Source organism: Taibaiella chishuiensis (assembly GCF_003014535.1).
GTDB classification, from domain to species: domain Bacteria; phylum Bacteroidota; class Bacteroidia; order Chitinophagales; family Chitinophagaceae; genus Taibaiella; species Taibaiella chishuiensis.
The window spans coordinates 1667834-1693259 of record NZ_PYGD01000001.1 but is presented as its reverse complement, the minus strand read 5'-3'; the positions used below and the strand labels follow the sequence as shown (position 1 = coordinate 1693259).

The following is a 25426-nucleotide window of genomic DNA, read 5'->3' as shown; positions in this document are numbered from 1 at the left end:
TTTTTTCATTACAAAGAAATATTCTTTACCGGTCCTGAAAAGAGAGTGAATAATCCATATTATATTTCTTAATATCAAATAACCTATTACCACAGCACTGTTACAGATATGATTCCAGTTTATACCCGCTTACTCCTGCTCCTGTTTACCTGTATTGCCTGTAAGGCAGGCGCCCAGGATAATTTCCAGCTTTCCGCTAACCGGCCGGCGATGAGCAACCGGGAGATCCATACCCTGATCGATTCGGCTATTGCGCGTGCCACCGCACAATCGGACACGGCAATGCCGATGTTCCGCACGGCATTGGGGGCTGCTATACAGAATCACAATATTCCCGAGGCCACCGAAGCCTACAGCCATATCGTTACGCTTTATAATAACCGGGGAGAGTATGAACGCGCTTATACCTTTGCGAAGGATGTGCTGCGCATTGCAGAAGCACGTAATATGAAAGGCATGCTGCCTACGATCTACAACAGCTTTGCCAACCGCTTCCAGCGCACGGGACAATACGACTCGTCGATGGCCTATTATTATAATGCCATTGCCGTAATCGAAAACGATACACCGGTTAACCGCAATTCACTCGCGACCTTGTATACCAACCTTAGCGGGGTATTGCAGATCGTGGGCGATTATCCCAATGCACTGGTCTACCTGGATAAGGCAGAAAAGATTACCCGGCAGATCAAGTACATGCACCTGCTGGCCCTGGTACTGATCAATAAAGGCAATACCCTCAACAGTATGGACCAGCTCGATGCCAGTATCAGGAACCTGGACGAAGCGCTTGCCATAGCCCGTAAGTATAATTTCCTGCAATGGAAACACCTGGCTTTAAGTAACCTCGGCGCTACCCATCATGCAGAGGGACATAATAAAGAGGCACTCCGGTTCCTGAAAGAAGCCATATCGCTTAAAGGCGATGTAGATCCCAATTATCAAAACACCAATATTGCCTTACTGGGCAAGGTCTACCTGGCATTGGGTAATTATAAAGAAGCAGAAAGCTACCTGCTGCAATCCATAAGCACCGCCGAACAAAAGCATATTGCCCGGGACATTACGGAAGGCCACCGCATTATTTCGGAACTCTATGCCGCAACACATGAATACCATAAAGCATACGAGCACCAGTACCGTTATATACAGCTTAAGGACAGTATAGAAAGCCAGGCTACCAAACACGATATCAGCAACCTCGAGATCAAGTACCGGACCGCCCAAAAGGACAAGGAGCTGATCGTAAAAGAGCTGCAGATCAGCAGGCAAAATGCGCAGATTAAACAGAAGAACCTCTGGATCGTAGGCGTATCGGCCGGCGCCTTACTCCTTGCGGCCATCGCAGCACTGCTGTACAGCATGTACCGCAGCAACTGGCACCAGCAAAGATTCCAGGAAGAGAAGTTCCGCAACCTGGAACAGGAACAGGAGATCGGCCAGCTGCGGGCCATGATGAAAGGAGAAGAGAAGGAACGGATCCGTATTGCCCAGGACCTGCACGATGGCATAGGCGGTATGCTGGCCTCGATCAAGATGAACCTGCAGGCGATACAGGACGAACAACCGCAGCTGCAACAGCTTGCGGGCATCAATAAGGTGTCGGGCATGCTGGCAGATACGGTAACCGAAGTGCGGAAAACCGCGCATAACCTGATGCCCGACGCGCTGACCAAGCAGAACCTGCGCGGCGCCCTGTTGCAATACAGCGAGAACAACAGCAACAGCCTGTTACAAATAGCGCTGCAGTACGATGTAAAAGAAGCGATGCCCAAGAATGCGGAACTGTTTATCTACCGCATTATACAGGAACTGGTACAGAATATCGTGAAACATGCAGGCGCAAATTATGCGGTCATCCAACTTATGCTGCACGAAAGCAGTCTTAGTATTATAGTTGAGGATAACGGGGGTGGCTTTGATACCGGTCGGGCCACCACCGGCGCGGGTCTTCAGAATATCCGCAAAAAAGTAGAGACGCTGCAGGGGTACCTGGCCTGTTCTTCCGTGATCGGGAAAGGTACAACCATACATATAGAATTTGATTTTTTAAAACTGAAGAATTTATAACCGGTGAATTGCCTATGCGTATTACCATTTCCATCGCCGACGATCACCCGATGATCAGGGACGGCCTGCAGAACATCCTGCCCCACTACCCCAATATCGTGCTTAAAGGCAGTTATAAGAACGGCACTACCCTGCTGGCCGGCCTGGAGCATTACCTGCCGGATGTATTGCTGCTGGACATACAAATGCCCGATCTTACCGGCGATGAGCTTACCCCCATATTGCTGAAAAAGTATCCGGGGCTTAAGATCCTGGTGCTGACCAATTTTGAAAGCGCCCTGTATGCCAACAATATGTTTAAACGCGGCGCACATGGTTATCTTTTAAAAACGGCGGAGAACATTACCCTGATCAGCGCGATTGAAAAAGTATACCGTGGCGAACAATTCGTGGAGGAACGGATGCAGGAAAAAATAAGGCAAATGAATATCCGGGATAAGAACGCTTCTTTTTCCAAGTCGACGCTTACGCCCCGCGAATCGGAAATATTACAACTCCTGGTGAATGGTTATACCGCGCCGCAGATCGCCGAAACCTGCTTCCTGAGCCTGCGCACGGTAGTCAATTACCGCACCAGCATTATGTTGAAACTGGATGTCAACAATACGGCCATGCTGGTCAAAAAGGCACTCACCATGGGCCTGGCAGAATAAAACCAGCTCAGGCGCTGCTATCTTATTAAAACAAAAATCCCGGTCTCGAAACAGAGACCGGGATTTTTTTATAACGTTATCGAGACCGCGATCAGGACACCGCATCCTTACCGATCACCGTCCAGTCGTCGTGCCCATGGCCCTTATCGATCCAGCGATCCATCTCGGCGGCCACTGCCGGGATTACGGTAAGCGGCCGTTTACCCTGCCTGGCGGCATCGAGAAACAGTTGGGTATCCTTCCGGGCCATTACCAGTTCCCAGGTAGGCTGATCAAAGGTGCCGCCCGTCAGCTTTTTGATCCTTGCAGGCAGCATGGCGCCCGGGTTCCAGGCGTTGAACAGGGTAAAAATATCATCCAGCGGCACATCCAGGGCTTTGCCCAATGCCAGGGTATCTGCCGTGCCTGCGGTAAAGGCTACCAGGAAGGCATTGCCCACCAGTTTAATTGCCGCGGCCCGGTTAATGGTCGTACCGAAATTCATCACCGTCCCCGTCATAGCAGCCAGCGCCGGCTCCAGTTCCGCGATCAGGTCCTGGTCGCCGGAGACCAGCATATACCCCGTGCTTTCGAACGCATTTTGCGGCCCCATAAAAACAGGGGCATGCAGGTAACGGAACCCGCGGGCTTTCCAGGCTTCGGTACGCGCCAGCGCACCTTCTGCCGAAGTGGTGGTATGATCGATCAGCAATGTACCCGGTTGCAAACCCGGCAGGGCCTGTTCCAGCACTTCGTCCACGGAGGCATCATCACGCAGGGTGATATGTACCCTTTCCACACCGCTCACGGCTGCGGACACATCGTCGAAAGCACGTGCTCCAAAGGCTTCCAGCGCCCTGGCCTTAGCAGAACTCCGGTTCCATACCTGTACTGTTTTACCCTGCTGCAACATGGCTTTTACAAAATTAGAGCCCAGGAGGCCCATCCCCAAGAATGCGATCATCGTGTCGTTTTTTTTATAAAGGTACGTATTGACCCGGCGGAATAAAAAAAAGCTCCCGGCAAAGGCCGGGAACTTAACGCTTATTGATCACGATCAGAAACTCAGCCCTATAGCTGGATTCTCTCTTCAAAGGTATGCCCGAAACGGTCCGTAGCCTTTACCCTGACCTCGCGTACGCCCGCGGCTGGAACCGCCTGGAACAGGTGATCGGTCAGGATGGGTTCGATCCATTTGCGTTGCTGCGGCAAGGCAGCACCTTCGTACAGCTCTGCTGCTGAAGGATCATAACCGGTATACTGCTCCATTTTGCCCTTTGCCACACCATCTTCAAACCATTCTACCGTCCAGCGTTTGTCGTGGTTCCAGATATTGGCGATCACCGCCTGAGGCCTTTCCTTGTCGGCGCCGGGCTTATATAACCGCAGCTGGTGCTCCTTTTCGTAGCCGGTAGATTTATAATACCAGCTGATATCGTCGCCCGCAACTTCGAATACACCGAAACCATTGGGCGTACCATCGCCGCATACCGGCCCCGACCACCAGGCGCCACAAACCGTACCCAGGTTATGTTCCGTGATATTATCCTTTTCCCATACTTCGTTCCAGTGCGTATGGCCCGATACGATCTGCACCTTATAAGGCTTCAGCAATTCATACAGCGCTTTGCGATTGGTCAATACACCGCCCATCTCTTCCTCCTTCCGTTTATTGCGGCGTTTATCGCCGGTATTGGAAGGAATATGTAAGGCAACCACTACCGTACTGCCCTGGGGAATATAACTCAGGTCTTTCTCCAGCCAACGCAGCTGGGTTTCGGTCAGGTAACCGATATACCGGTGCCCGGCACCGATAAAGAACACATCGTCGAGTACCACGTAATGCACCTTGCCTTTGTTAAAGGAATAGTACGATGGTCCGAACTGGGCTTCGAAACTCTCCTGTGAGGCATCGTCGGTGCGCGCGCCATAGTCCATATCATGGTTGCCGATCACCTGCCAGAAGGGTATGCCCGTCATCGCTACCGCTTCGCGGTAATCTTTAAACAGGTCGAAATTATCCCAGACCAGGTCGCCGCAACCGATGCCGAATACGGGCCGGTCCATCAGCTTCTGAATATGCGTATGGGCATCAGGCGCCGATATGGTCAGCAGCTTTTGCGCATCTTCCTCCGTTTTGATCTGGGTATCGGCCCATACCACGAAGGCATGCCGGGTATCGTCCTGTTTGGCCTTTACCAGCGAAAAGTCGGCCTGTTGCTGTTTCTGGCCTTTTTTCAGCGCCATATAAAAGCGGGCAATACCTTTTTCATTGGGGATCTCGTAACCCGAAGGAAGGGTATAAAAGAGAAAGCGCGCATCGTAATGTGCTTCTAATACATAATTTCCTTTGGCATCGGTCTGCGTTACGGAAAAGCCGTCGCTTACCACTACCTTTTCGAGTCCTTTGCCTTCGCAGTTGATCCGGCCGCTTACCCGGCGAAAAGAATAATCTTCGTTCTCTTTAGGCGTACCGGCAAATACCGCGGGCGCCGAAACACCGAATACCGCGGAAAGCAGACCCATGTTTTTTATAAAATTCCTTCTTTGCATAATCGATAATTGATTTAAGAGGCCTTGCCGATGGTGTTATTAAAAAGCTTGCCCCCCCTGAATGTCTTGTTTTTACTTAGGGCCAATAGTTTGCGCAGCTGTATCCGGGCTTCCTTTTTCCGGTGCTCATATTGCCGGATCAGGGTTTGGATCCGGAGCAGGCAAGCGGTATAATCTTCATAGAGTGTAAGCAGCTCGTCCAGGCTCTGCTGTAGCCCGGTGTCGCGCATAACCGGGTTGTCAGCGGTCAGGCCGGCCAGTGCCAGTTCTTTGTGTAGCAGCTCCAGGAAAGCTTTGTGCTGCGCATTACTGATTGACGTCATTGTGTTTTTATTGAGGTGTGTTTGAATCTAGTTACTGAAAACAGCGAAGTCTTCGATGCTCAGGCGGCCGTTGAATACATCTACGCCATTGGTGGGGCCCAGGCCCAGTTTATTGATCCGGAAGCGGACCTTACCTTTCAGGTCCATCAGAAAGATGGCTACTTTAGGTGTTGCCGAGGCATCGCTTACTTTTTCACCGGCTTGTTGCCAGGTCAGGCCGCCATCCTGCGAGTATTCCAGTTTAAGCGTACTGCTGGCATCGGTATAATAAGCGCCATAAGAGCAGGTTACTTTGGATGCGCCATTCGGCAGGTCGAAGTTCATTTGCACATACGCATCGAAGTCCAGTTGCTGCTGCAGGCGGATACATTGTTTACCCGCCGGGTTGAAGCGGTCCCGGCCCGCGGTATTACCCAGGATCGCGTAATACAGTTTCCAGTTGCCGGTTTTAAGATCGAGGTTATTATCGATGGCCGTCATATTATAACTGCCTTTCATCGCGGCATCCGGGCTTTCAAAATCTTCCGGAAAACCATTGTACAGAGGGCCACTGGCGTAACTTACATCGGCCTTGGTACGCAAGTAAAGCCGGGTAAGCGCTCCCTTGGCCGTATGTGCCGATGCATTGTAATAGCCGGCAATACCTTTAAAGGTGGCGCTGGCCGGGATGCCATCGCCGGCGAAAGTGGCGCCTGTAGCGGTCGACAGCAGCAGGGTATTTACCGATCCATCACTCAGGGCCTTATCACCGCTATAAGTATCTCCGGGTTGGGGCACAGGTTTCACATCAGCGGTTACTTCCACCATCGTACTTTCGTATTGTGCAAAATCTTTGACCAATGCACTTACGGGGATCTGTGTTATTTTAACGGCAACGCCGGCAGACAGCCGGGTTACCCTGGTTGCCGCTACGCCGTCCAGCACCAGCGCACCATTACGGTTACCGAGGGCCAGGCCTTCCACACGCACCTCTACCGAGTCGCCGGGCACATAACCCCTTGCCGCAGCAGCATCCATGTTGAGGATAATGCCGGAGGTAATACCCCTGGCCGTATTCTGGATCACTACATACCCCGCAGGCAGGTTATTGCCGCTGTGGTCGGATATCACCACACCTCTGACACTGACGGCGCCGGCAAGCATATCTGCAGCAAGCGTCAGGTCATTGCCTTTATAAACACTGCGCAACATGGTTACGGAAGTAAGCGGGCTCACCGTACCGGTAGCCGGGTTCTTATTTTCTTTAAGGCAGGACAGCAGGCAGCAGATGCAAAGCGCTACCAGTGTACCTTGTATTATCTTTTTCATTTTCTTTTGCAGATTTTGATCGGTTAAGGTTTATTCCACCAAACTTTAATATTCAGGTCGTCGCCGCCCATACGGCTTACCGCTTCGTTATAATGCGCGCCGTTTACCGACTGTACATACACCGGGTATTTAAACCGTGCCGGCATCTGCCCGCCATTTTGCACACCGGCGCCACGGGGCAATACCGGGTAGCCCGTGCGGCGGTATTCGCTCCACTGCTGGAAATCGGTAAAAAACAAAGCATAGTATTTCTGCAACAACACCTGTTCCATACGTTGCGCAGCAGTGCCATCGGCCAGCCAGGCTACGCCGTCTTTTTGCAGGTAATTTTCGGGCAGCTCCTTACCCCAGAAAGTGATGGCGCTGCTCACGCCTTTCTCGTACAGTTCCTGCGCCGGCAGGCTGATCATACCCCGTAGCGCAGCCTCTGCCAGCAGGAATTGCAGTTCGGCATAATTCATGATATTGCCCAGCAGGGGGTTATTTTTTAAAGCCGCCAGGTAGGTCGACATCTGCTCGGGCACCTGCCCCTCCGCATAACCGCTGGGTACACCCAGGTATACGCCCAGCGAGGCTTCTGTAGCCCATACTGCAAGCCGGGGATCCTTCCATTGGTTGAGGTTACTGATAAAGAAATCGGAACAACTTACGGCGCCGTTGAAATCGTAATCCCGATAATTGTAGAACTCAGAGGTATAAGGCGGCGTGGTCGTAAACCGCAGGACCGCCGATTCGGTATTGGCCGCCATCATGGGGTATTGTGCGACTTCGGTCTCTACGATGCGTTTTACCGTTGCAGGCACATTCATCTCCGCCCTGCCGGATACGCGCATCAGCAAACGGAGATAAAGGGCGTTGCCGAATTTACGCCATAAGGCAGGATCGCCCTGGTAGAGCGGGTCTGCGGCTTTCTTCTCTGCAGCCAGCGCTTTGTTCAGCGCCAGGAAAGTATTTGCGGCTTCCAGCTTTTTAAAGAGGTCGGTATAGATATCCTGCTGCCGGTCGAATTCGGGTTCGTAAATCCCCTCTTTACCTTTTACCGCGTTGAAGTAAGGCACATCGCCGAACATATCGGTGATCTGCGCCGAAAGCCATACATCGCAGATCAGGGCCATGCCCATCAGGGTGGTATCGTTTACATCGGTAGCCTTGGCATACATATCGCGGAAGTTGTTCAGTTGCAGGTACCAGTTGTTCCACATAAAGTCCGATTCGGCAGGACGTATCATATAACGGCCGATATCGTTGTTGTTACTGAGCGGCACATGGTCCTGCATCAGCACATTATTCAGCCGCAGTGCACGGTTCAGGTTATTGTTGACCACATTGTACAAAGCAGGCGCCAGCAGGGATTCCGGCCGGGCCGCTACCGAGGCATTGGGATTTTTATTGATCTCTTTAAAATCCTTGCGGCAGGCCCCGAGCAAAAGCACCAGGGCAAGCAGCAGGTAATTGTTGGTATATTTTTTCATTGTCTTATCCGGTTAAATTGTGTTGCGCAGCCTGGTGTTTAGAACTCCGCTTTGATATTGAAACCATAACTACGGGTGCTCGGGAACTGCCCGATCTCGAAGCCTTTATAGATCTGCCCGTCGCCCAGGGTACCAAACTGGGGATCGTAAGCGGGCCAGTCGGAGAACATCAGCAGGTCCCTGCCGTATACGCCGACCACCAGGTTCTTTACACCCACGCGTTGCAGCTTTTTATTTTTTATGGCATAGTCCAGCCTTAGTTCCCGCAGTTTGATATAGTCGGTACTGAACGTATTGGACTCTATATTGGTACGGTCGAAATGCGATTTGTAATAGGTCTGGATATCGGTTGCGATAATATCATTGGGCCGGTAAGAGCCGTCGTCATTTTTCACAACACCATTGCCGATGATACCATTGTAGCGCCCTGGAAGTGTTTTAGCCAGTTTGCCTTCTTCGGCCAGTACCGAATGGGTAAGCGAGTAGCCTACCCCGCCAAACTGCCCGTCGAACAGGAAGGAAAAGCGGAAGTTTTTATAGCTGAACTCGTTGCCCCAGCTGGCGCGCCATTTCGGGGTGGTATTGCCGATATAGATCGCGGTATCGGTCCAGAGCGGGTAGCCCGTGGCATCGTAAACGATCTGCCCGTCGGGTGAGCGCTGGTAGCCGATGCCATACAGGTCGCCCATGGTACCACCGGGACGGGCCTCGATGGTGCCGCGGCCTGCAGGACCACTCGACATGATATAATTGGTTACTCCCTGGGCCAGGCTTACGATCTGGTTTTTATTGGCCGCATAAGTACCAAAGCTGCGCCAGTTAAAGCCGCCCTTGCGTTTACTCACAAAGGGTTTTACATAGGCTTCGATTTCGATGCCTTTATTCTGCACCAGGCCCGCATTAAGGATCGTAGCATTATAACCGGCTGAGCGGTCGATGGGTACACTGATGATCTGGTTACGGGTATTGTTGAGATAAAGCGCTACATCAACCCCTACCCTGTTCTGGAACAAGCGCAGGTCTGTACCGACTTCATAACTGGTGGTGATCAGCGGGCGCAGATCACTGTTCGCGATCTCGGTAGGGTTGGCCAGGCCGGAAGGAAAATTGGTCGGGCTGTAAGCATAGGCGGTAAGGTAAGGTGTGGTGCCACCGCTACCCACCTGGGCCCAGGAGCCACGCAGTTTCCAGAAGCTTACCCACCTGGGCAGCGGCAGCATTTCGGATACGATGCTACTCAGGTTTACAGAAGGATAGAAGAAAGAAGAGTGTCCATAGTCTTTCGGTGTAGCCAGGGTACTGGTCCAGTCGTTGCGGCCGGTGATATCGAGAAAGAGGAAGTCTTTGTACGAAAGGCCGAAAGTACCGTAAAGACTGTTAACAGCGTACTGGCTGCGATAAGGCAGGGCCAGCACGAGGTCCTTGCTGTTGGCAAAATTATAAACGCCGGGGTACAACAGTTTCTCTGCCCGCATCTCATCGCTGATATAACGGTTACGCATACGGCTGCCGCCCAGCGAAGCGTTAAGCACAAAATCCTTACGGAATACTTTATGGTAGTTGAGCAGGAAATCGTAGTTCATCTCCTGGGTAAAGATGTTCTGTGTACGGTACATACCACTGGCAAACTTCTGGCTACTGAAGGGCCTTTGCTGGGAGCGGGCTTCAGAGGCCCAGTCCATGGTGGTACGCATCATAAGGTTCAGCTCTTTGGTAACCTGGTAGCTGACCATAATGTTACCGATCACGTTATTACGCGATACCTTGTTCAGCATTTCGTTGGCGATCAGGTAAGGGTTATCCAGCAGGCTGCTGAAAGGGCGGGTCTGCATGATATCTTCCTGGCCGGGCGTCCAGTAATCCTTAAACCAATCGAGGTTGGCGTTGGGTACCAGCCCCCGGATAAAATACATGATCGACTGGTTGTTGTACCCGGTTGTGGGCAGGTTATCGCTGCTCTTATTGGTATAATTGATATGGGTCGAGATCTTTAGCCGGGGCGTTACATGCTGGTCCAGGGCCAGGGCCACGGTATTACGGGAATAGCCGGTATTGGGCACGATCCACCGGTTGGCCAGGTTCGTATACGAGAGTCGCGCGGTAGTTTTATCGTTACCGCCTTCCAGCGTCAGGGTATTGGTAATGGTCCTCGCCGTCTGGAAAAAATCCTTACGGTTGTTTTTATACGGTACCCAGGGCGTCCTTACGGTATCACCGGTACGCGTATTGGGATTGTACTGGAAATAAGACTGCCCGTTGAACTTAGGCCCCCAGGCCGAACTGGTGCTCTTGGTGCTGGCGCCATCTATGGTTTGCCCGTAGGAGTACCAGGTATCGCTGCCATCCACGCCCTGCCCGTATTCGTATTGAAAATCGGGCCATTGCAGGATAGACTCGAAGGTGGTATTGGAATTGAAGGTGACGCCGAGGCCCTTTTGTTTTTTGCCCGACTTGGTGGTGATCACGATAGCCCCGTTTGCGCCACGGGCGCCATACAGCGCGCTCGCTCCCGGGCCTTTCAATACCGAAACGGATTCGATATCGTCGGGGTTGATATCATTCATCGAAGTACCGAAATCAACCGGCGAGTCGCCATCGAGGTAGGCGCCGCTACCGGTACCGGATATCTGGCCGCTGCTGCCGCTGATCACGACGCCATCCAGCACGATCAGGGCCTGGCTGTTGCCGGAAAGCGAATTCTCGCCCCGCAGGATAATAGCATTGGTGCCCGAGGGGCCACCATTGGATTTCAGCATATTCAAACCCGCCACTTTGCCCTCCATGGTATTGGTCCAGTTGTTGGACATGGCATCTGTTACATCTTCATTGTCGAGCCGGGTAATGGAATATCCCAGGGCTTTCTCTTCTCTTTTAATACCCAGGGCAGTTACGACCACCTCGTTCAGGTCGCTGTTGGCAGGTTTTAATTTAAAATGGCTTTGGGTGGTATCCCCGCTGTTGACCTGCACCTGTTGTACGGTAAGTGTGGCATAACCCATATTGCTCAGCCGGGCTTCGTAGGTACCCGGGGCCAGGGCCAGGAGGAAGCGGCCGTCGATATCGGTCTGCAGGGTTTGCCGGTCTATGGCCACTACGGCGCCGATCAGGGCTTCACCGGTTCTTTCGTCGGTAAGCCTGCCCTGCAGGTAACCCGCAGCCTGCCGTACAGCGGCCTTGGGAGCGGCAATACGCAGCAGGATCACATTACCGTTAATCACATACTCGATATGATACTCCCGTTGCAGGGACTTCAGTACGGCTTCGAGCTTTTCGCCTTTAAATACGACCGGACCGGCCTTTATCGCTTCAAAGTCTTCTTTGAGGAAAGAAAAAGAATAGCCGGTCTGGGGATCGATACGTTGCAGGATAGCAGCCAGGGACTGGTGGCCTTCCGTGCTGATGCTGATCCGGTCTTCCATGCTCTGCGCCCGTACGCGGGCCGGCAATGCCGCAAGCCCGAGGCCCAGCAGGGCGCCGCTTAACAGGAAACGTCCCGGTAGCGGTTTTCGGTTTAATTGGTTTAATGTACTTTTGTGGTTCATTCATTGTTCATTTTCCGGAGTGAATAATGCGGACGTGTTGACGCACGTCCTTTTTTATTGAATAAGTATCTGGTGTTCCTGTATCGTGTAGTGCAGGTGATTTACAAAACATAAGCTCTCCAGCATGCTGTTGAAGCCCTGGGCTGCAAAGGCAACGGAGATATGTTTATCGCCACCGCCCCGGTTATGCCATTGCAGGGAATAGCCGTATTTCGTACACAGCTTTTCGAGTACCATTTTCAGCGGCATATCCCGCGCCGTAAACCCGCCCTGCATCCAGGAGAAGCTGGACTGTACATCGGCCTGTTGTTTTTCGAGGGATCCTTTACGGGCAGAACAGGTCGCGATTTCGCCAGGCAAGAGCACCAGGTCCGCAGCCGATTGATCATTCAGTTTTATGGCCACCTTTCCACGCAGCAAAGCCACTTCCGTAGCGGCTTCCGCCTTACCGGCCGCTACGTTGAAACAGGTACCCAATACGCGGATATCGGCATCTGCAGTATGCACTACGAAAGGATGCGCCGTATCGTGCCGTACGTCGAAGCTGGCTTCGCCATCCAGTTCCACCCGCCGTTGTCCCATGCGGTAATCGCCGGTCCAGCGCAGGGTACTGTTGGCATTCAGCCATACGATGGTGCTATCGGGCAGCACCACCTGCTTCAGCGCGGCGGCAGCAGTAGTGGCAGAAAATAAAGTTTGTGTTTTGTTGTTGTGTGGTGTTTGTTGCAACCAGAACCAGGCCGTGCCTGCCAGCAGGAGCAGAGCAGCAGCGGCTGCCACCCGTTTCCAGGGCCGGAAGCTGCGCCGGTTGGGCATCCCGGGCATATGCGTTTGCAGGAAGCGGGCACGCGACGCCTCGGCCCAGGCGCTTGTATCCTGCGGGTCCAGTTCCAGGTTATCGTACCATTGCTCTACGAGCTGTTGTTCTTCGGGGCTGCATTCCTGGCGTAAATAACGCTCCAGCAGCGCTTCTGTATTCTTGGGTTTCCTGTGGGTCATCATTAACAGAATAACCGGGCAGGAAAAAATGTTAACCGGATTAAGATTAAGAAATTGTAACCAATTGCAGGGCCATCAATACACTGACGGCAAGGGTAGGACGGGCAGCCACATTTTTGCGCAGCTGGTCGAGCGCACGGCTGTACAATACCCGGGCGGATGCCGGGTCGATATTAAGCAGGGCCCCGATTTTATCGTAGGAGTAACCATTTTCGATGCGGAGTGTAAATACCCGCCTCAGCGAAGGAGCAAGTAAAGTAACGGCATGCTCCGCCAGCGCAAGCCGCTGATCGGCAAAGGCATGACTGTCTTCGCTGTCGCTGATCTCGTGCAGGAGCTCGTCGAGTTGCTGCAACTGCACCTTATACCGCCCAGAAGCGCGGTAATAGTTCAGTACCCGGTAACGCAGGGCATGCAGCAGGTAAAATTCAATTTCTTCGTTATGGGGTACGGTGTCCCATTTTTCCCATACGGTGAGAAACACTTCCTGGACCATATCGTGCGCCTGGTCACGATCTGCCGTCTTCGCATAGGCAATACCATAGAGCTTATTCCACCAGGTTGTTACCAATGTATTATACGCCGCCATGTTTCCCCGCAACTTCATGCTCGCCATAAAAAAATTTGTGCTATCGAGCTGCAAAGAAAGAAACTGCGTTTTACGTAAATGTTAAGAAATAATGCCGCAGGCTGTAATGTACTATCCGCCAGGGCTTTCAGCGTTCTAACAACAAAGTTTTTTTCCCTGCACGGCCTGGCAACAGCTGTTTTATAGTTACCCGCCAATAGTTGCACAGCCTTAATACCCGCCCATAACAACAACAGCAGACCGGCAGGCCTGCTGTTGTTGTTATCGATAAATGTTATGTCTATTTTATTTTACAAATTTAACCTGCCATAAGGCGCCGCTCGTATTGCCCAGTTGCAACAGGTATACACCGGCCGCCAGGCTGGAGACATCGATGTTGAGGTACGACACACCGGCATTTACAGCCTCGGCAGGACGCTCCAGCAGGAGTCGTCCCTGCAGGTCGTAAACACGCGCCGATACCGTGGTTGCGGTTTTACCCTGTATCCATACACGCACCTGGCTGCCCACCGGGTTTTGTACCAGTTTGAAAGCATAACCCGATTCGCGGCAATTGACTTCGCTTACGGGCGAATAAGCGACCGATCCGTCAACGGCAACATACTGCAACCGGTAATAAGGATAAGGCTCGGTATCGTCGGTAAAACTGTACCGGTAAGATGGACTGGCTTCGACTTTAAGATGCGCCGCTACATTGCGCCAGACGGCGCCGTCGCGGCTTTTGTCCACGCGGAAGAACGCGCCTTGTACCGGGTTTTCGTAACGCCATTCCAGGTATACCCGGTTAGCCGCACAGGAGATACGCGTATCGGTAAAAGCCAGTGGTAAAGGATTGCCCAGGGTCGACAGGGTGAACATGGCCATAGTCTGCAGGCCATTGATATTGACAAAATTCTGCGTGGGATTCCGGCCTGCAGCGCCAATACTGCTCCATTGCACACCGCCATCTTCGGAACGGAAATATTCGAGGGTATTTTCATCGAGCCCATTGAGTTCGGCATCGAGATAATACATACGCAGGAAAGCGCTCAGGCCGCTGTTGTTGGCCGGTGTAACCCGGAAGTTGCGCCCAACGCTGGCTCCGCCACCACCGGGGTTGGTATTGTTTTTATGACTGCGCCGTACCTGGGTGCTGCCCCAATTGGCGGCAGAGGTAATAACCAGGCCCAGGTTGCCCGGATTCTCGGCCAGGGGTGCATCCAGGTTTTGGGTGATCTGTACTGCGCCTGCATTGCCGGTGATACGGCTGGCATTGGTTTCGTTGACCAGCAGGGCCGTATCGGCCAGCACCAGGTCGAAACCATTAAGATCAAGCAGGCCACTGTTGAAGTAAACACCTTGCCGTACATCCAGGTTTTTCTGTAGTACCAACTGTTGCCCGGCCGTCTTGTCCAGGCGCACCTGGGCCACACTTAAGGGAGCGCTGCCCCGGATCTGGCTGGTGCCGGCGCCGGTAGCTTTCAGCACCAGGTTGCCGGTTTGTACCGGGCTGTTATTTTCAAAATGGGCGCCGTTGGCCAGCACCAGGTTATAACTGCCGCCGGTGAGTTTAAAGGTGGTGCCGGGCATGATCTTGATGCCCTGGGCAAAGCCGTACTGCGCGGCAAACAGCGATCCCAGCAGGGTATAGAAAATAATTCGGTTCATGGTATCTGTTTTAAAGAAGAAAAAATATACTGTCACGGGCTTAGCGGCCTGCTACGGTATTTTTCCTGGCCTCCAATACAGCGCCGATCTTTTCGGGAAGCGACCGGGTGGCTTCCTGCTGGCGCAGCAGATCCATTAATACCTGCCATTCTTCTTTTATGTTGCCCGCTTCGGCAAGCTGTGCCGTAAGGGTCTCGTTTTTTGCCTTCAGGCGGGCGATCTCGCTGGCCTGGTCCGCAGTACGGGTTTCCAGCGCTTTGATCATGATCATCATCGCACCTTCCAGGTTGGCCTGGTTAATGGTGGTATCGTTGCCGATCGTGCCATAAGCATCTTTTCCATACGCGGCATAGAACTCCTGGGCCATAGGCCCGTAGTGGCGCATAGCAGGACTGCTTTTATAATTCCAGGAGCCGAGGCGCATGCCCCGCAGTTTTACCAGCATGGCTTCCCCATCAGCTTTCAGGTAACGCTCTTTTTTAGTAGAGTCGGAGATAATATTCCAGGAATTATCACTTGGCGTAAGCGATACGCCTACGGTCATGTCATCGTTGGTAAACAAACGGTAGCCGCCCGCATACCGGGAAGTAAACTGGTTGTTGGCGGAGGATGTGGTATAGGAGGATAACGTAGCGCTGAGACTGGAGGCATCGGAAAGTACCAGGGAACCTTCATGAATAGCCCTGCCCCGGTATCCAATAGCTACTGAATAGTCTTGAGCTGCCAGCATACGGTAACCCAGGGCAACACAACCCTGCCCCATGGCCGAATCCGTATAACCGATCACTGTAGAACAAAACCCGCCGGCCACATTACTGGCTCCGGCCGAGAAGGCAGCCGTGCCTGTTACCCGTACCGCAGATCCGAAGCCCGTGCCCACAGTACTGCTTACGGTTACCTGGTCGCCCATGGCAAAAGCGCCGTATCCACTGGCGGTTACCTGGTTGCCCATCGCAACGGAATAGTCTTTTATATTTAATGAATCCCATTCCGTACCAGTTGCATTACCGGAGCGTATGGCGCCTTTGGCCGGGTACCACATAAACCGCATACCCGGACCGGTTGCCGGCATAGGTCCGGTCAAATATTTACCCATAGCCAGCAGGCTGCCATCGCTGCCTAGTACGAAATTATCTTTGGCCACAGTATCGGCCGGGATGACCGATATGGGCTTAGCCCGGAGCCGGAGCGCGCCCCGGTTATTAAGGCTCAGGCCTATCGAAGTATCCGCATTATTGGTCAGGCGGTTACCGTTTAACTGGATGTTCTGCGTGGCGATGTGATTGCCGAGATGATCTGCAACCGGCTTCCAGCCTGCATTGTAAAAGTAAAAACCCGTTACGCCGTCGGTCTGGTAAATAATCAGCCCGGTAGCCGGCGCGGCGATAGCATCGCGTTGCGCAAGCGTCATACGCGGTGCGAGGAAACCTTTGGTGGTACTCTTTACATCCAGCATAGCGCTGGCATCCGGGTCGGCGCCATCCCCGTTAACGGCAATGCCCTGCGCTAATGCAGGCCCGGCACCCAGTACAGCACATAAGGCAAACAGTATATATTTTTTCATAGCAGTAATTTTTGGTTTCATTAAAAATGCTGCCACAAAAGTACCTGATTACCGGGCCCTGTACCATACGTGAAAACGCGTATTTTCCCGGCCTTACCCCGCCTTAACCTCTTCTCCTACAGGTTACAACTGCGCGGGCCGGGTCATATACTGCTGAAACCGGTCGGCAAATAAGCCGATATGATAACCATCCATCAGGCCATGATGTCCGTGTACGGACACCGGCATGGTTTTGCGCCCCTCCCGCTCCGTCATTTTGCCGAAACTGATCTTGGGACAACTGTCGCGGAAACTGAAGCTACGCGCATGCGACAGGGCCGTAAAGTCGAGCCAGGGAATGGCGGAAAAATGAATCATGTCCTGTCCTGCTGTACCCGGCACCAGCCCTGCTTCCTGTTGTACGCGCGCCACCTCGCTTTGCGCCGCCGCGCGGAAAACAGTTTCGTCTTTATGGTAGTCCATATAGGCAAAACCGAAGCTGCCGTCGGGCCGGTTGATGGTAGGCGATGCATGTACTTCATCGAACAACACCACATCGTCGTCCGCAATACGATAGCGGAACTCCGGTATGCTGTTGGCTGCCCTTAAAGCGCGGTAGAGGTACAACAGGAAGAAGGAATACCCCTCCGCTTTGGCATATGCATATGCTTCGGTACAATCGATCGCGATCGTTACGCCGAAAAAAGGTTCTTCGAAACGGGAAAAGAAAGCAAAATGATCGCGTCTTACCCAGGTTGCCTGGTCTATGATCTGTTTCATAAGGATAAATATGGAAGAAGGTCCGTAATGGTATTTAATTGTAAAAAGTGCGGGTGTTCCAGGCTGTGTTCATACTGTTCGTGCACCCAGGTGGTATGATACGGGATATGTGCCGCGAAACCTCCGAGCTCGAGCACCGGCAATACATCCGATTTAATGGAATTGCCCAGCATGAGGAATTGGCCCGGGTTGCAATCGAGATGCCGGAGCAGTTTACGATAATCGGCCACCTGTTTGTCGCTCATAATTTCAATATGATGAAAGTAGTCCTGCAGTCCCGATTGTTTCAACTTACGTTCCTGGTCGAGCAGGTCGCCTTTGGTGGCCATTACCAACCTGTATTTACCCTTCAGCGTGCCCAGCACTTGCTCTACCCCATCAAGCAATACTACGGGTTGCCGCAGCATATCCTGCCCCAGCTGTATTGCCGCCTGTACCCCTTGCAGGCTGGCTGTGCCTGCCGATACGCGGCAGATGGTTTCGATCATACTCAGCATAAAGCCTTTGATGCCGTAGCCATACAGCGATAGATTCTGCAATTCGGTCTTATAGAGCTCCTGCGATACAGAGTGATGCGGCAGGTAGTCCTCCAGCAAGGCGCAGAAGCGGTCTTCCGCCTCCCGGAAATAAGGTTCATTATCCCACAGGGTATCATCTGCATCAAATGCGATCGTTTTAATTTCAGTGTTCATGGTTACTTTTGTATTTTCCGGGAGCAAAGCTCGGACCTCTGCCCGCAAATTAAAAGGACATTTGTCCCGCAACAAACAGATATGTTACGCAAGAACCCCTCGTTTTTATCGTATATCGAACGCCTGTACGATGCCATGCCCCGCAAGGAGGACATCGTCATGAAGACCTTCCGCAAAGGCGAATTGCTATTCGCACAGGGCCAGGACCCCATCAAGGTGTTTATCGTAAAAGAAGGCGTTACCAAATGTTATTTCAGCGAAGACAACGGGAAAGAATATATCCTGGAATTTTTGAGCGAAGGCGAGATCCTGGGCGAGCTGGAAGCTTTACGCACCATACCCTGCCTCTGTAATGTGGCCGCCGTATCGGATGTACAGGCCTATGCACTGAACCTGCCCTTTTTCAAAGGCATGTTGGAAAAGGACCTGCACCTGAACCATATGTTATTGAACGCGCTGGCCGAACGGATCATCAATACCAGCAGCCGGTCTTCGTCGCAACAGTTGTATACCATCGGGCATGGCCTGAGCAAGATACTGGAACTACAGGAACGGCAGGAGATTTCCATTTCCAAAGAAGATATGGCGGCCTATCTCGGCGTTACCCTGCGCAGTCTTAACCGGGCCTTAAAAGACCTGGATTAAAGCAATACTACAACGACACATTACCCGTCATAAAAAAAGAAAGGCCGCAATATTGCGGCCTTTCTCGTATCAAGCGTTTGTGTACTTACTGTTTGATCATTTTCATTGAAGTACCATCCGGCAACTGGATCAGGTAAACGCCTGCAGCCAGTCCGCTCACGTCCACGCTTCCTTCCTGTTCCAGGATAAAGCTGCGGATCGTTTTACCGGTATTATCAAAGATATAAACGGTTTTACCCAGCAGCTGGTCATTGGTACAATGCAGGGTAATACGCTGTGTAGCCGGAACCGGGTACAGGGTTACGCCGCCTGTAGCTGCTTTCCTGCTGATCGGCACCACCTTGCTGAGCAGGGAACGTCCTGCAATGTCGGTGATCTTAAGCTGGTAGTAACCTGTTCCGCCAAGCGGGTTTTCGTCGCGGAAACCGGTGCTGTAACCAAGGCCCTGCGCCAGTTGTTCGAAACGGGAGCCGTCGTTACTACGGCTTAAGGTCCATGTTTTCACGTCGGATGAAGTTTCCCAGTTCAGCTGGTTATAGCTGCCTTTGGCTTCGCCACCGAAAGCGAACAGCTGGATAGCCAGCGGCGTACCGCCACCTGCACCCGAACCGCCACCACCACCGGAGAAGCTGGCCACTTTGAATTTCGCATATTTATTCAAACCATGATAACCGCCGATCCAGGCATTTACTGCCGGGGCAGAACCGTGGTTGATGATCTGTACCTGGTTAACACCGATGTTGTATACCGAAGGGAACTGTCCGAGGGCCGGATCGGTAACCTTATAGAAATACATTTGTGTATCAGACAACAGGGGCGGCATAGAAAGGCTGTTCAGTGCGGCATTTACGCTATTGAAGTCATTATCGGTATAATAGAAATAAGTAGTAACCGGGGTAGAAGGCTGGACCAAGGGCAATACCGACCATTCCCTGTTGAACAGGATAGTACCGGCAGGATCGGTAACGAAGCCATCACCCATCTGGTAGTAGGAGGCAATCGCAGAGCCGATCTTCAGGCTGGCGCCTGTCGGGTTGATTTTCGCACCGGTACCCGTGGTATCGAGGGTGAGCAGCAGTTTATTGCTATCGCAGTTACAGAAATGGATCAGCGTATCGCGACGGAAAATCCGGTTGCTGACATAGGTACCCGGCAGTTCGGGGGTGAGCATGGTAGTTACATCCAGGGAATCGATCTCGTAGGCGCCCATATCGATGGCACCTTTGAAACGCGGATTACCCGCTATATCCAAACCGCTGAAGAGATACTGACCGATACCGGCTGTATCGCCGGCATTCACTGCGCGGCTACAGGTAGTAATGCTGTAGATACCTGCTGTATCCGGGGCGCTGGTATAACTGCGTGGTTGTACGAAGTTCGGAACCACGTCGAGGTTACCGCCGCCGTTAACACCGGCGCCGGCATTCCAGCTGCCGCTACCACCGCTACCCTGTACAATCGAGTTGGCGATGTTGGTTGAATTGACACCGCTGATACCACCGCTGTTACCATAGATGATACTGTTTTTGATTTTAGGTGCAGTGCCGGAACCGGACTGGGTATACAATACAGTGCCGGTGCCACTCGAATTACCACTGATCACCGTATTGACGATCGTAGCAGATGCCGCACTGTTAAAGATGGCCGCACCAGCTACCTCACTCTTGTTACCGGAGATCACGCAATTGATGATCAGGGGCGAACCCTGATAGCTGTAAATGGCGCCACCCCTCGATGTACCGAGGGTACGGTTACCGCTGATCCTCGACCTGAAGACCTTGGTCGTGGAAGAGTAGTTCGAAATCGCACCGCCATCACCGGTAGTAGCCGTATTCTGGTTGAGGGTACAATTGTCGATAACCATGGAGATATCATTGAAATTGTAGATCGCCCCACCGCTATTCTGCGCCGTATTGCCCGTCATGCGGGAATCTGCAATCCTAGAAGTAGCAAAAGTGCTGTAGTTATACATTGCGCCACCGCTCGCAGCAGATTTATTTCTTTCGAAGGTAGCATTGGTAATGCGCGGCATGGACACGTTGTTGGCCATACCACCGCCATTACCCGCCGCAATGTTATCGCTGATGACCACATTCGTAAACGTGGGCGAAGAATAGGCCACATTGCTGATCGCACCACCGACACCCGTTATGGGGCCGGCGCCTGTTGTTGCGTTAAAACGGAAACTACTATTTCTTACTATAGGGCTGGAAACACTGTCATACATGGCCCCGGCTTCCTCGTAAGCATAGTTGTTCGTAAAGGAAACATTGCTGATGGTCGGGGAGGCAAAGAGGTTGTACATGCCACCGGCCCTGTTCTTGGTGATCGTACGGGTATTTACAATAATAAAATAGGCAGACGAATAGGTCGGGGCATTGGCATTACCATTGCTGATGCGCAAGCCGTCAAAGACCAGGGTCGAATCGAGTCCTTCCGGATCGTTTTTACCTACGCAGATCACCACATGGAAAGCGTTATCTGCGGTATCGTTTACATTGCCGATATCACCGCTCAGTACGGTAGGGTTGGCAACCAGGTCCCTGGCCCCGCCACCTGCGGGGTATCCGCCCCATACCGCCAGTTTGCTGCGGGTAAAGATAAAGGCCGAATCGCGGTTACGGGACTGCGGTATAGCCGTAGGATAATAGGTACCCCGGGCCACATAAATCGTGTCTACAGAAACCCTGTACCGCGAAGCATCCGTTGCATCAGACAGGTACCTAAAGGCCGTATTCCAGCTCGAACCAGGTCCCGGTGTTGCAATCGAGCTGTCTACATACAGCGCCCTTACATATTCATAAGCGCCCATATCGATACCGCTACCCAGGATACGGGTAATGGATCCCAGGTCGGTAGCCGGCAGGACCTGGCTCAGGCCTGTGGTATCGCCGGCATTAATAGCCGGGCTTCCGGCCAGCAGGTGATAAACCCCTTCTGCAGTCGCCGTAAGCGAAGCCGTAACCGGACCGGAGAACAGCGGATCCTGGTTGATATTGTTATTAGAACCGGCATAAGCTCCACCCTGGACCAGGGAATAGCTTACCGACGGAGTCGATGCCACATTGGTGATAGGGGAGTTGTTGCCATAAACAACCGAGTTTTTAATTACGGCATGGGAGGCTGACAGGTTGATGATACCACCACCCAGGCTGGTGGCATAGTTGCCGGCAATCGTCGTATTGGTGATCACCGGTGTAGAACTTACGTTACAGATAGCGCCACCATTTACATTTACACTGTTACCGCTGAACAGAGAATTGATGATCTGGGCCGGGGAACTGTGGTTGTATAAACCACCGCCGTTATTGGCCGCTTTATTTCCCCTGATCTCTGATTTATAAATATAACATGCCGAAGCCAGGGTATCGTAAATACCGCCACCATTCATACCAGCATAGTTAAGGCTCACGGTGCTGTTGATGATCCGCGGAGCAGCGCTGTAGTTATATATACCGCCGCCTTTGCCCATCGCCGTATCTTTTTCCATTTTCACGGATACGAATTTGGGGGAAGCATAATGGTTATAAGCGCCGGCGCCGTTGCCCTGGCTGAGGGTTGCCCCGTTCAGCACATAAGCGCCTGCCGTGTTGTTGGCATAACCACCTGTTACCGTCAGACCGTCGAAGATCAGTGTCGTGTCGATCGGGCTGCCGCTCTGGCCTACCGCAGCAATCACGTGATAGCTGTTGTCTGCCTGGTTTGCGGCAGCACCGATATTACCATTCAGGATAACCGGGTAAGCCCGGGTATCGCGGGTACCGCCACCATTAGGATAGCCACCCACCAGGGCCAGGTTACCGCGGGTAAAGACGAAGGCGCTGTCGCGGTTTGTTGCGGATTGCGCACCGGTCGGGTAATAATTACCCTTCGCGATCAATATGGTATCTATACCGGGGAAGAAACGTGCATATTGTGTAGCCCAGGATAACTGGCGGAAGGCATTGCTCCAGCTGGTACCATTGTTGGCGCCGGAGGTTGCCGTGCTGTCTACATAAATAACATGGTTCGGCGCCACCACTTCGAATGCACCGATATCGATAATGCCGTCATAAATACGGGCGTTGCCCCAGTTGTCGGTAGCCGGCAGGTACTGGCTGATGCCCGTGGTATCGCCCGCATTCATCGCGGGGCTGCCCGGATGGATCTGCAGGTTGCCGCGCGTATCAATAGGTCCCGTTGCCGTGCTCATAGGGATAACGAAGTTCGGATCGACATCTAAATTGTTGCCGCCGTCGGTACCCCTCGCAGCTACCCATGCCGCACTGCCGCCACTGCCTTTCACAATAGAATTGCGGACCAGGCAAGAGCCCAAGTTCGAGGAATTATCGATGGTGGTATAGCCTTCATAAATAATGGAGTTCTGAACCAACACATCGGAGTAGTTGGTATTTAAAATTATAATAGATGGGTAGTCGCTCAACGAGGAATTGAATAAACGCAGTGTCGCAAAACGGTTATATATAGCCGCGTACAAACCTTCATTCGAGTTCATTACCGTATTTACGATCAAAGGCGAAGAAAGGGAGTCGTTATACATGGCAGCGCCCGAATAGGCAGCCGAGTTCGCTTTTATCGCCACATTACTGATCCAGGGTGCAGCCCTGCGATTATACATACCAGCCCCCAGGTAACTTTCGTTGAATACGATCAAGCTGTTTACGATTTTAGGATTGGCATAAACATTATGCATACCGCCACCTGTGTACCGGGAGATGGGCTGCCCGTTAACCAGTTTACTACCGGTTGACGTATTATTACTATAGGCATTGCTGATGGTAACACCATCCAGGATAACCGACTGTAAGGTATTGGTACTGGTACCAGCCGCAACGACAACGTGATAGGAGTTATCCGTTTTCGTACCGGCAGTGCCGATATCGCCACTCAGTAGCGTCCGGTTATTTTTCCAATCGCGTACGCCGCCGCCGGTTGGGTAACCACCTACAATGGCCAGGTTGCTGCGGGTGATAAAGAAGGCGCTATCCCGGTTGGTACCGTTTTGTGCACCGGTAGGGTAATAGGTGCCCTTAGCCACCAGGATCGTATCGATATAATTGTAGCTCGAAGCAACAACATTAAGCGCCGTCGACAAGGTCGTAAAAGCATTGGCCCAGTCGAGACCGGTATTGTTACCCGAAGTCGCACTGCTGTCGACATACACGATGTGTTCAGGCGGGGTAAACTCATAAGCGCCTATGTCGATAGTACCATCCTGTACACGCGGGGCACCCGCTATGTCGGTTGCCGGCAGATAGGCCGTAACACCGCTAAGGGAACCGGCGTTGATGGCCGGGCTGCCGGTCGTGATCCTGAAATTCCCTGCAGTCGTACCGTTGCCGGTCGGAGCCGGGGCATTCAGTAACAGCGGATTTGCGTCCAGGTTGTTACCGGCATCGGTACCCATTGCTGCCAGCCATGCGGCGCTGCCACCGCTGCCTTGTACAATCGAATTGCTGATAACCGGTGCAGACACTGCTCCTGTCACATTGGTGATACCGGCCGCCTGGCTGTTACCATAAATGATACTGTTCCGGATAACAGGGTTAGCGGCAAAGTTGGCAAGCCCCACGCCGTAGTTACTGGCAATAGTCGTATTGGTAATAACCGGGGAAGAACCATATCGGCTGTAGACACCACCGTAGGTATAGTAAGCCACGTTCCCGGCTATAAGCATATTTGTCATTACAGGCGACGAAGCAGAATCATTCAGCATACCGCCGGTATTGCCTTCATTCCCATTGATCATGGTATTGGTAATTACCGGCGAGGCATAAATGTTATACATGCCGCCTACCCCAATACCCTTGTTACTACTGATCGTGGTGTTCAGGATAGTCGGCGATGCGTAACGGTTGTACCAGCCGCCATGGTTACGTTTGATGTACTGGTTATTGATCATTGTCGCACCTTCAGGATAATTAGTACGCGCCTCCTGGAGCCGAAGGCCGTCAAACACCAGGGAATTGCCGATGGGCGTGCCGCTGCTGCCCGTTACGACAACTACGCGGTTACCATTGTCGTACTCCGACTCGGGCAACCCGATATTGGCGCTCAGGATAACCGGGTTGGCTTTCGCATTGCGTACTGTACCGCCGCCTGTCGGGTAGCCTGCCAGTACCGCCAGGTTGCCCCGGGTAAAGATAAAGGCGGTATCCCGGTTGGTACCGCTTTGGGGACCCGTAGCATAATAGGTTCCTTTCGCGACGAAAATGGTGTCGCTGGTACTACTGCTACGTGCCGCATGGGTTGCATCAGACAGGTATCTGAATGCATTAACCCAACTGGTGCCGTTATTGGCACCCGTGGCTGCACTATCTACATACCACTTGTTTTGTGCCTTTCCCTGTTGCGCATGCAAAAGCATGCCCGCCAGGACGGCGAGAAATACGAGGTTTTTTTTCATGAGATTTTTGTTAAATCGGTGCAAAATAAATCACAAAAAATGGCTTCACAAAACCATAAACGTTTTCCGGGAGCATAAAATATCAAAAGGGAAATATATCCATATTTAAAGTCAAAAACCCTTTTTAGTTATGCATTTCAGCCCATCGCACATTAACAAAAAACGCACAAGCTCCCTGAATTTTACACGGCTTTATAGCTCATCCCAATTCCTATTTACAATTAT

The 25426-nt window shown here is 52.3% G+C and carries 16 protein-coding genes; 3 read left to right on the top strand and 13 right to left on the bottom strand.

Annotated features, from left to right (window positions below; genetic code table 11):
- Window positions 1-108 precede the first annotated feature (108 nt).
- Window positions 109-2070: a tetratricopeptide repeat-containing sensor histidine kinase gene (locus B0I18_RS07115; RefSeq protein ID WP_106521934.1), complete on the top strand. Its 1962-nt coding sequence runs from the start codon at window positions 109-111 to the stop codon at window positions 2068-2070.
- A 14-nt stretch (window positions 2071-2084) separates the two neighbouring features.
- Window positions 2085-2723: a response regulator gene (locus tag B0I18_RS07110; RefSeq protein ID WP_106521933.1), complete on the top strand. Its 639-nt coding sequence runs from the start codon at window positions 2085-2087 to the stop codon at window positions 2721-2723.
- 91 nt (window positions 2724-2814) lie between these two features.
- On the opposite strand, the gene B0I18_RS07105 is transcribed toward B0I18_RS07110, so the two are convergent.
- The 12 genes from B0I18_RS07105 to B0I18_RS07050 form a co-directional block, all read right to left on the bottom strand.
- Window positions 2815-3666 carry an NAD(P)-dependent oxidoreductase gene (locus B0I18_RS07105; protein WP_106521932.1) on the bottom strand — a complete coding sequence of 284 codons (852 nt, stop codon included), beginning with the start codon at window positions 3664-3666 and terminating at the stop codon, window positions 2815-2817.
- Between the two features lie 107 nt (window positions 3667-3773).
- Window positions 3774-5228 (bottom strand): calcineurin-like phosphoesterase C-terminal domain-containing protein, encoded by a 1455-nt coding sequence (locus tag B0I18_RS07100; protein WP_245882063.1) that lies wholly within the window; start codon window positions 5226-5228, stop codon window positions 3774-3776.
- 41 nt (window positions 5229-5269) lie between these two features.
- Window positions 5270-5578 (bottom strand): hypothetical protein, encoded by a 309-nt coding sequence (locus B0I18_RS07095; RefSeq protein WP_106521930.1) that lies wholly within the window; start codon window positions 5576-5578, stop codon window positions 5270-5272.
- Window positions 5579-5605: 27 nt separating this feature from the next.
- Entirely contained in the window at window positions 5606-6886 is a 1281-nt protein-coding gene (locus B0I18_RS07090; protein WP_106521929.1) for a DUF5689 domain-containing protein, read from the bottom strand.
- Window positions 6887-6909: 23 nt separating this feature from the next.
- Entirely contained in the window at window positions 6910-8358 is a 1449-nt protein-coding gene (locus B0I18_RS07085; RefSeq protein WP_106521928.1) for a SusD/RagB family nutrient-binding outer membrane lipoprotein, read from the bottom strand.
- 38 nt (window positions 8359-8396) lie between these two features.
- Window positions 8397-11900, bottom strand: coding sequence for a SusC/RagA family TonB-linked outer membrane protein (locus B0I18_RS07080; RefSeq protein WP_219905915.1), 3504 nt, complete (start codon window positions 11898-11900; stop codon window positions 8397-8399).
- A gap of 54 nt (window positions 11901-11954) precedes the next feature.
- Window positions 11955-12899 carry a FecR family protein gene (locus B0I18_RS07075; protein ID WP_181358362.1) on the bottom strand — a complete coding sequence of 315 codons (945 nt, stop codon included), beginning with the start codon at window positions 12897-12899 and terminating at the stop codon, window positions 11955-11957.
- A gap of 46 nt (window positions 12900-12945) precedes the next feature.
- A complete protein-coding gene (locus tag B0I18_RS07070; protein WP_181358361.1) occupies window positions 12946-13506 on the bottom strand; it encodes an RNA polymerase sigma factor in 561 nt (186 codons plus the stop codon).
- A gap of 267 nt (window positions 13507-13773) precedes the next feature.
- Window positions 13774-15135: a T9SS type A sorting domain-containing protein gene (locus B0I18_RS07065; protein ID WP_146146676.1), complete on the bottom strand. Its 1362-nt coding sequence runs from the start codon at window positions 15133-15135 to the stop codon at window positions 13774-13776.
- A 40-nt stretch (window positions 15136-15175) separates the two neighbouring features.
- Window positions 15176-16699, bottom strand: coding sequence for a tail fiber domain-containing protein (locus tag B0I18_RS07060; protein WP_106521924.1), 1524 nt, complete (start codon window positions 16697-16699; stop codon window positions 15176-15178).
- A 123-nt stretch (window positions 16700-16822) separates the two neighbouring features.
- Complete coding sequence (locus tag B0I18_RS07055) at window positions 16823-17458, bottom strand: chloramphenicol acetyltransferase (RefSeq protein ID WP_106521923.1); 636 nt, start codon at window positions 17456-17458, stop codon at window positions 16823-16825.
- The gene (locus B0I18_RS07050) at window positions 17455-18150 is read right to left on the bottom strand and encodes an HAD family hydrolase (protein ID WP_106521922.1); all 696 of its coding nucleotides are present in this window, start codon (window positions 18148-18150) and stop codon (window positions 17455-17457) included. Before B0I18_RS07050 ends, B0I18_RS07055 begins: the two co-directional genes overlap by 4 nt.
- 81 nt (window positions 18151-18231) lie before the next feature.
- Between B0I18_RS07050 and B0I18_RS07045 the strand changes: the two genes are divergently transcribed.
- Window positions 18232-18795: a Crp/Fnr family transcriptional regulator gene (locus tag B0I18_RS07045; RefSeq protein WP_106521921.1), complete on the top strand. Its 564-nt coding sequence runs from the start codon at window positions 18232-18234 to the stop codon at window positions 18793-18795.
- An 85-nt stretch (window positions 18796-18880) separates the two neighbouring features.
- Here the strand turns inward: B0I18_RS07045 and B0I18_RS07040 are convergent, their stop codons facing one another.
- On the bottom strand, window positions 18881-25201 hold the full coding sequence (locus B0I18_RS07040; RefSeq protein WP_106521920.1) for a choice-of-anchor Q domain-containing protein: 6321 nt from the start codon (window positions 25199-25201) through the stop codon (window positions 18881-18883).
- Between the last annotated feature and the right edge of the window lie 225 nt (window positions 25202-25426).

What these genes read in the sequence shown, in the direction of transcription:
- B0I18_RS07115 (WP_106521934.1), top strand. Translation starts at nt 109, where the DNA reads ATGATTCCAGTTTATACCCGCTTACTCCTGCTCCTGTTTACCTGTATT.
- B0I18_RS07110 (WP_106521933.1), top strand. Translation starts at nt 2,085, where the DNA reads ATGCGTATTACCATTTCCATCGCCGACGATCACCCGATGATCAGGGAC.
- B0I18_RS07105 (WP_106521932.1), bottom strand. Translation starts at nt 3,666, where the DNA reads ATGATCGCATTCTTGGGGATGGGCCTCCTGGGCTCTAATTTTGTAAAA.
- B0I18_RS07100 (WP_245882063.1), bottom strand. Translation starts at nt 5,228, where the DNA reads ATGGGTCTGCTTTCCGCGGTATTCGGTGTTTCGGCGCCCGCGGTATTT.
- B0I18_RS07095 (WP_106521930.1), bottom strand. Translation starts at nt 5,578, where the DNA reads ATGACGTCAATCAGTAATGCGCAGCACAAAGCTTTCCTGGAGCTGCTA.
- B0I18_RS07090 (WP_106521929.1), bottom strand. Translation starts at nt 6,886, where the DNA reads ATGAAAAAGATAATACAAGGTACACTGGTAGCGCTTTGCATCTGCTGC.
- B0I18_RS07085 (WP_106521928.1), bottom strand. Translation starts at nt 8,358, where the DNA reads ATGAAAAAATATACCAACAATTACCTGCTGCTTGCCCTGGTGCTTTTG.
- B0I18_RS07080 (WP_219905915.1), bottom strand. Translation starts at nt 11,900, where the DNA reads ATGAACCACAAAAGTACATTAAACCAATTAAACCGAAAACCGCTACCG.
- B0I18_RS07075 (WP_181358362.1), bottom strand. Translation starts at nt 12,899, where the DNA reads ATGACCCACAGGAAACCCAAGAATACAGAAGCGCTGCTGGAGCGTTAT.
- B0I18_RS07070 (WP_181358361.1), bottom strand. Translation starts at nt 13,506, where the DNA reads ATGAAGTTGCGGGGAAACATGGCGGCGTATAATACATTGGTAACAACC.
- B0I18_RS07065 (WP_146146676.1), bottom strand. Translation starts at nt 15,135, where the DNA reads ATGAACCGAATTATTTTCTATACCCTGCTGGGATCGCTGTTTGCCGCG.
- B0I18_RS07060 (WP_106521924.1), bottom strand. Translation starts at nt 16,699, where the DNA reads ATGAAAAAATATATACTGTTTGCCTTATGTGCTGTACTGGGTGCCGGG.
- B0I18_RS07055 (WP_106521923.1), bottom strand. Translation starts at nt 17,458, where the DNA reads ATGAAACAGATCATAGACCAGGCAACCTGGGTAAGACGCGATCATTTT.
- B0I18_RS07050 (WP_106521922.1), bottom strand. Translation starts at nt 18,150, where the DNA reads ATGAACACTGAAATTAAAACGATCGCATTTGATGCAGATGATACCCTG.
- B0I18_RS07045 (WP_106521921.1), top strand. Translation starts at nt 18,232, where the DNA reads ATGTTACGCAAGAACCCCTCGTTTTTATCGTATATCGAACGCCTGTAC.
- B0I18_RS07040 (WP_106521920.1), bottom strand. Translation starts at nt 25,201, where the DNA reads ATGAAAAAAAACCTCGTATTTCTCGCCGTCCTGGCGGGCATGCTTTTG.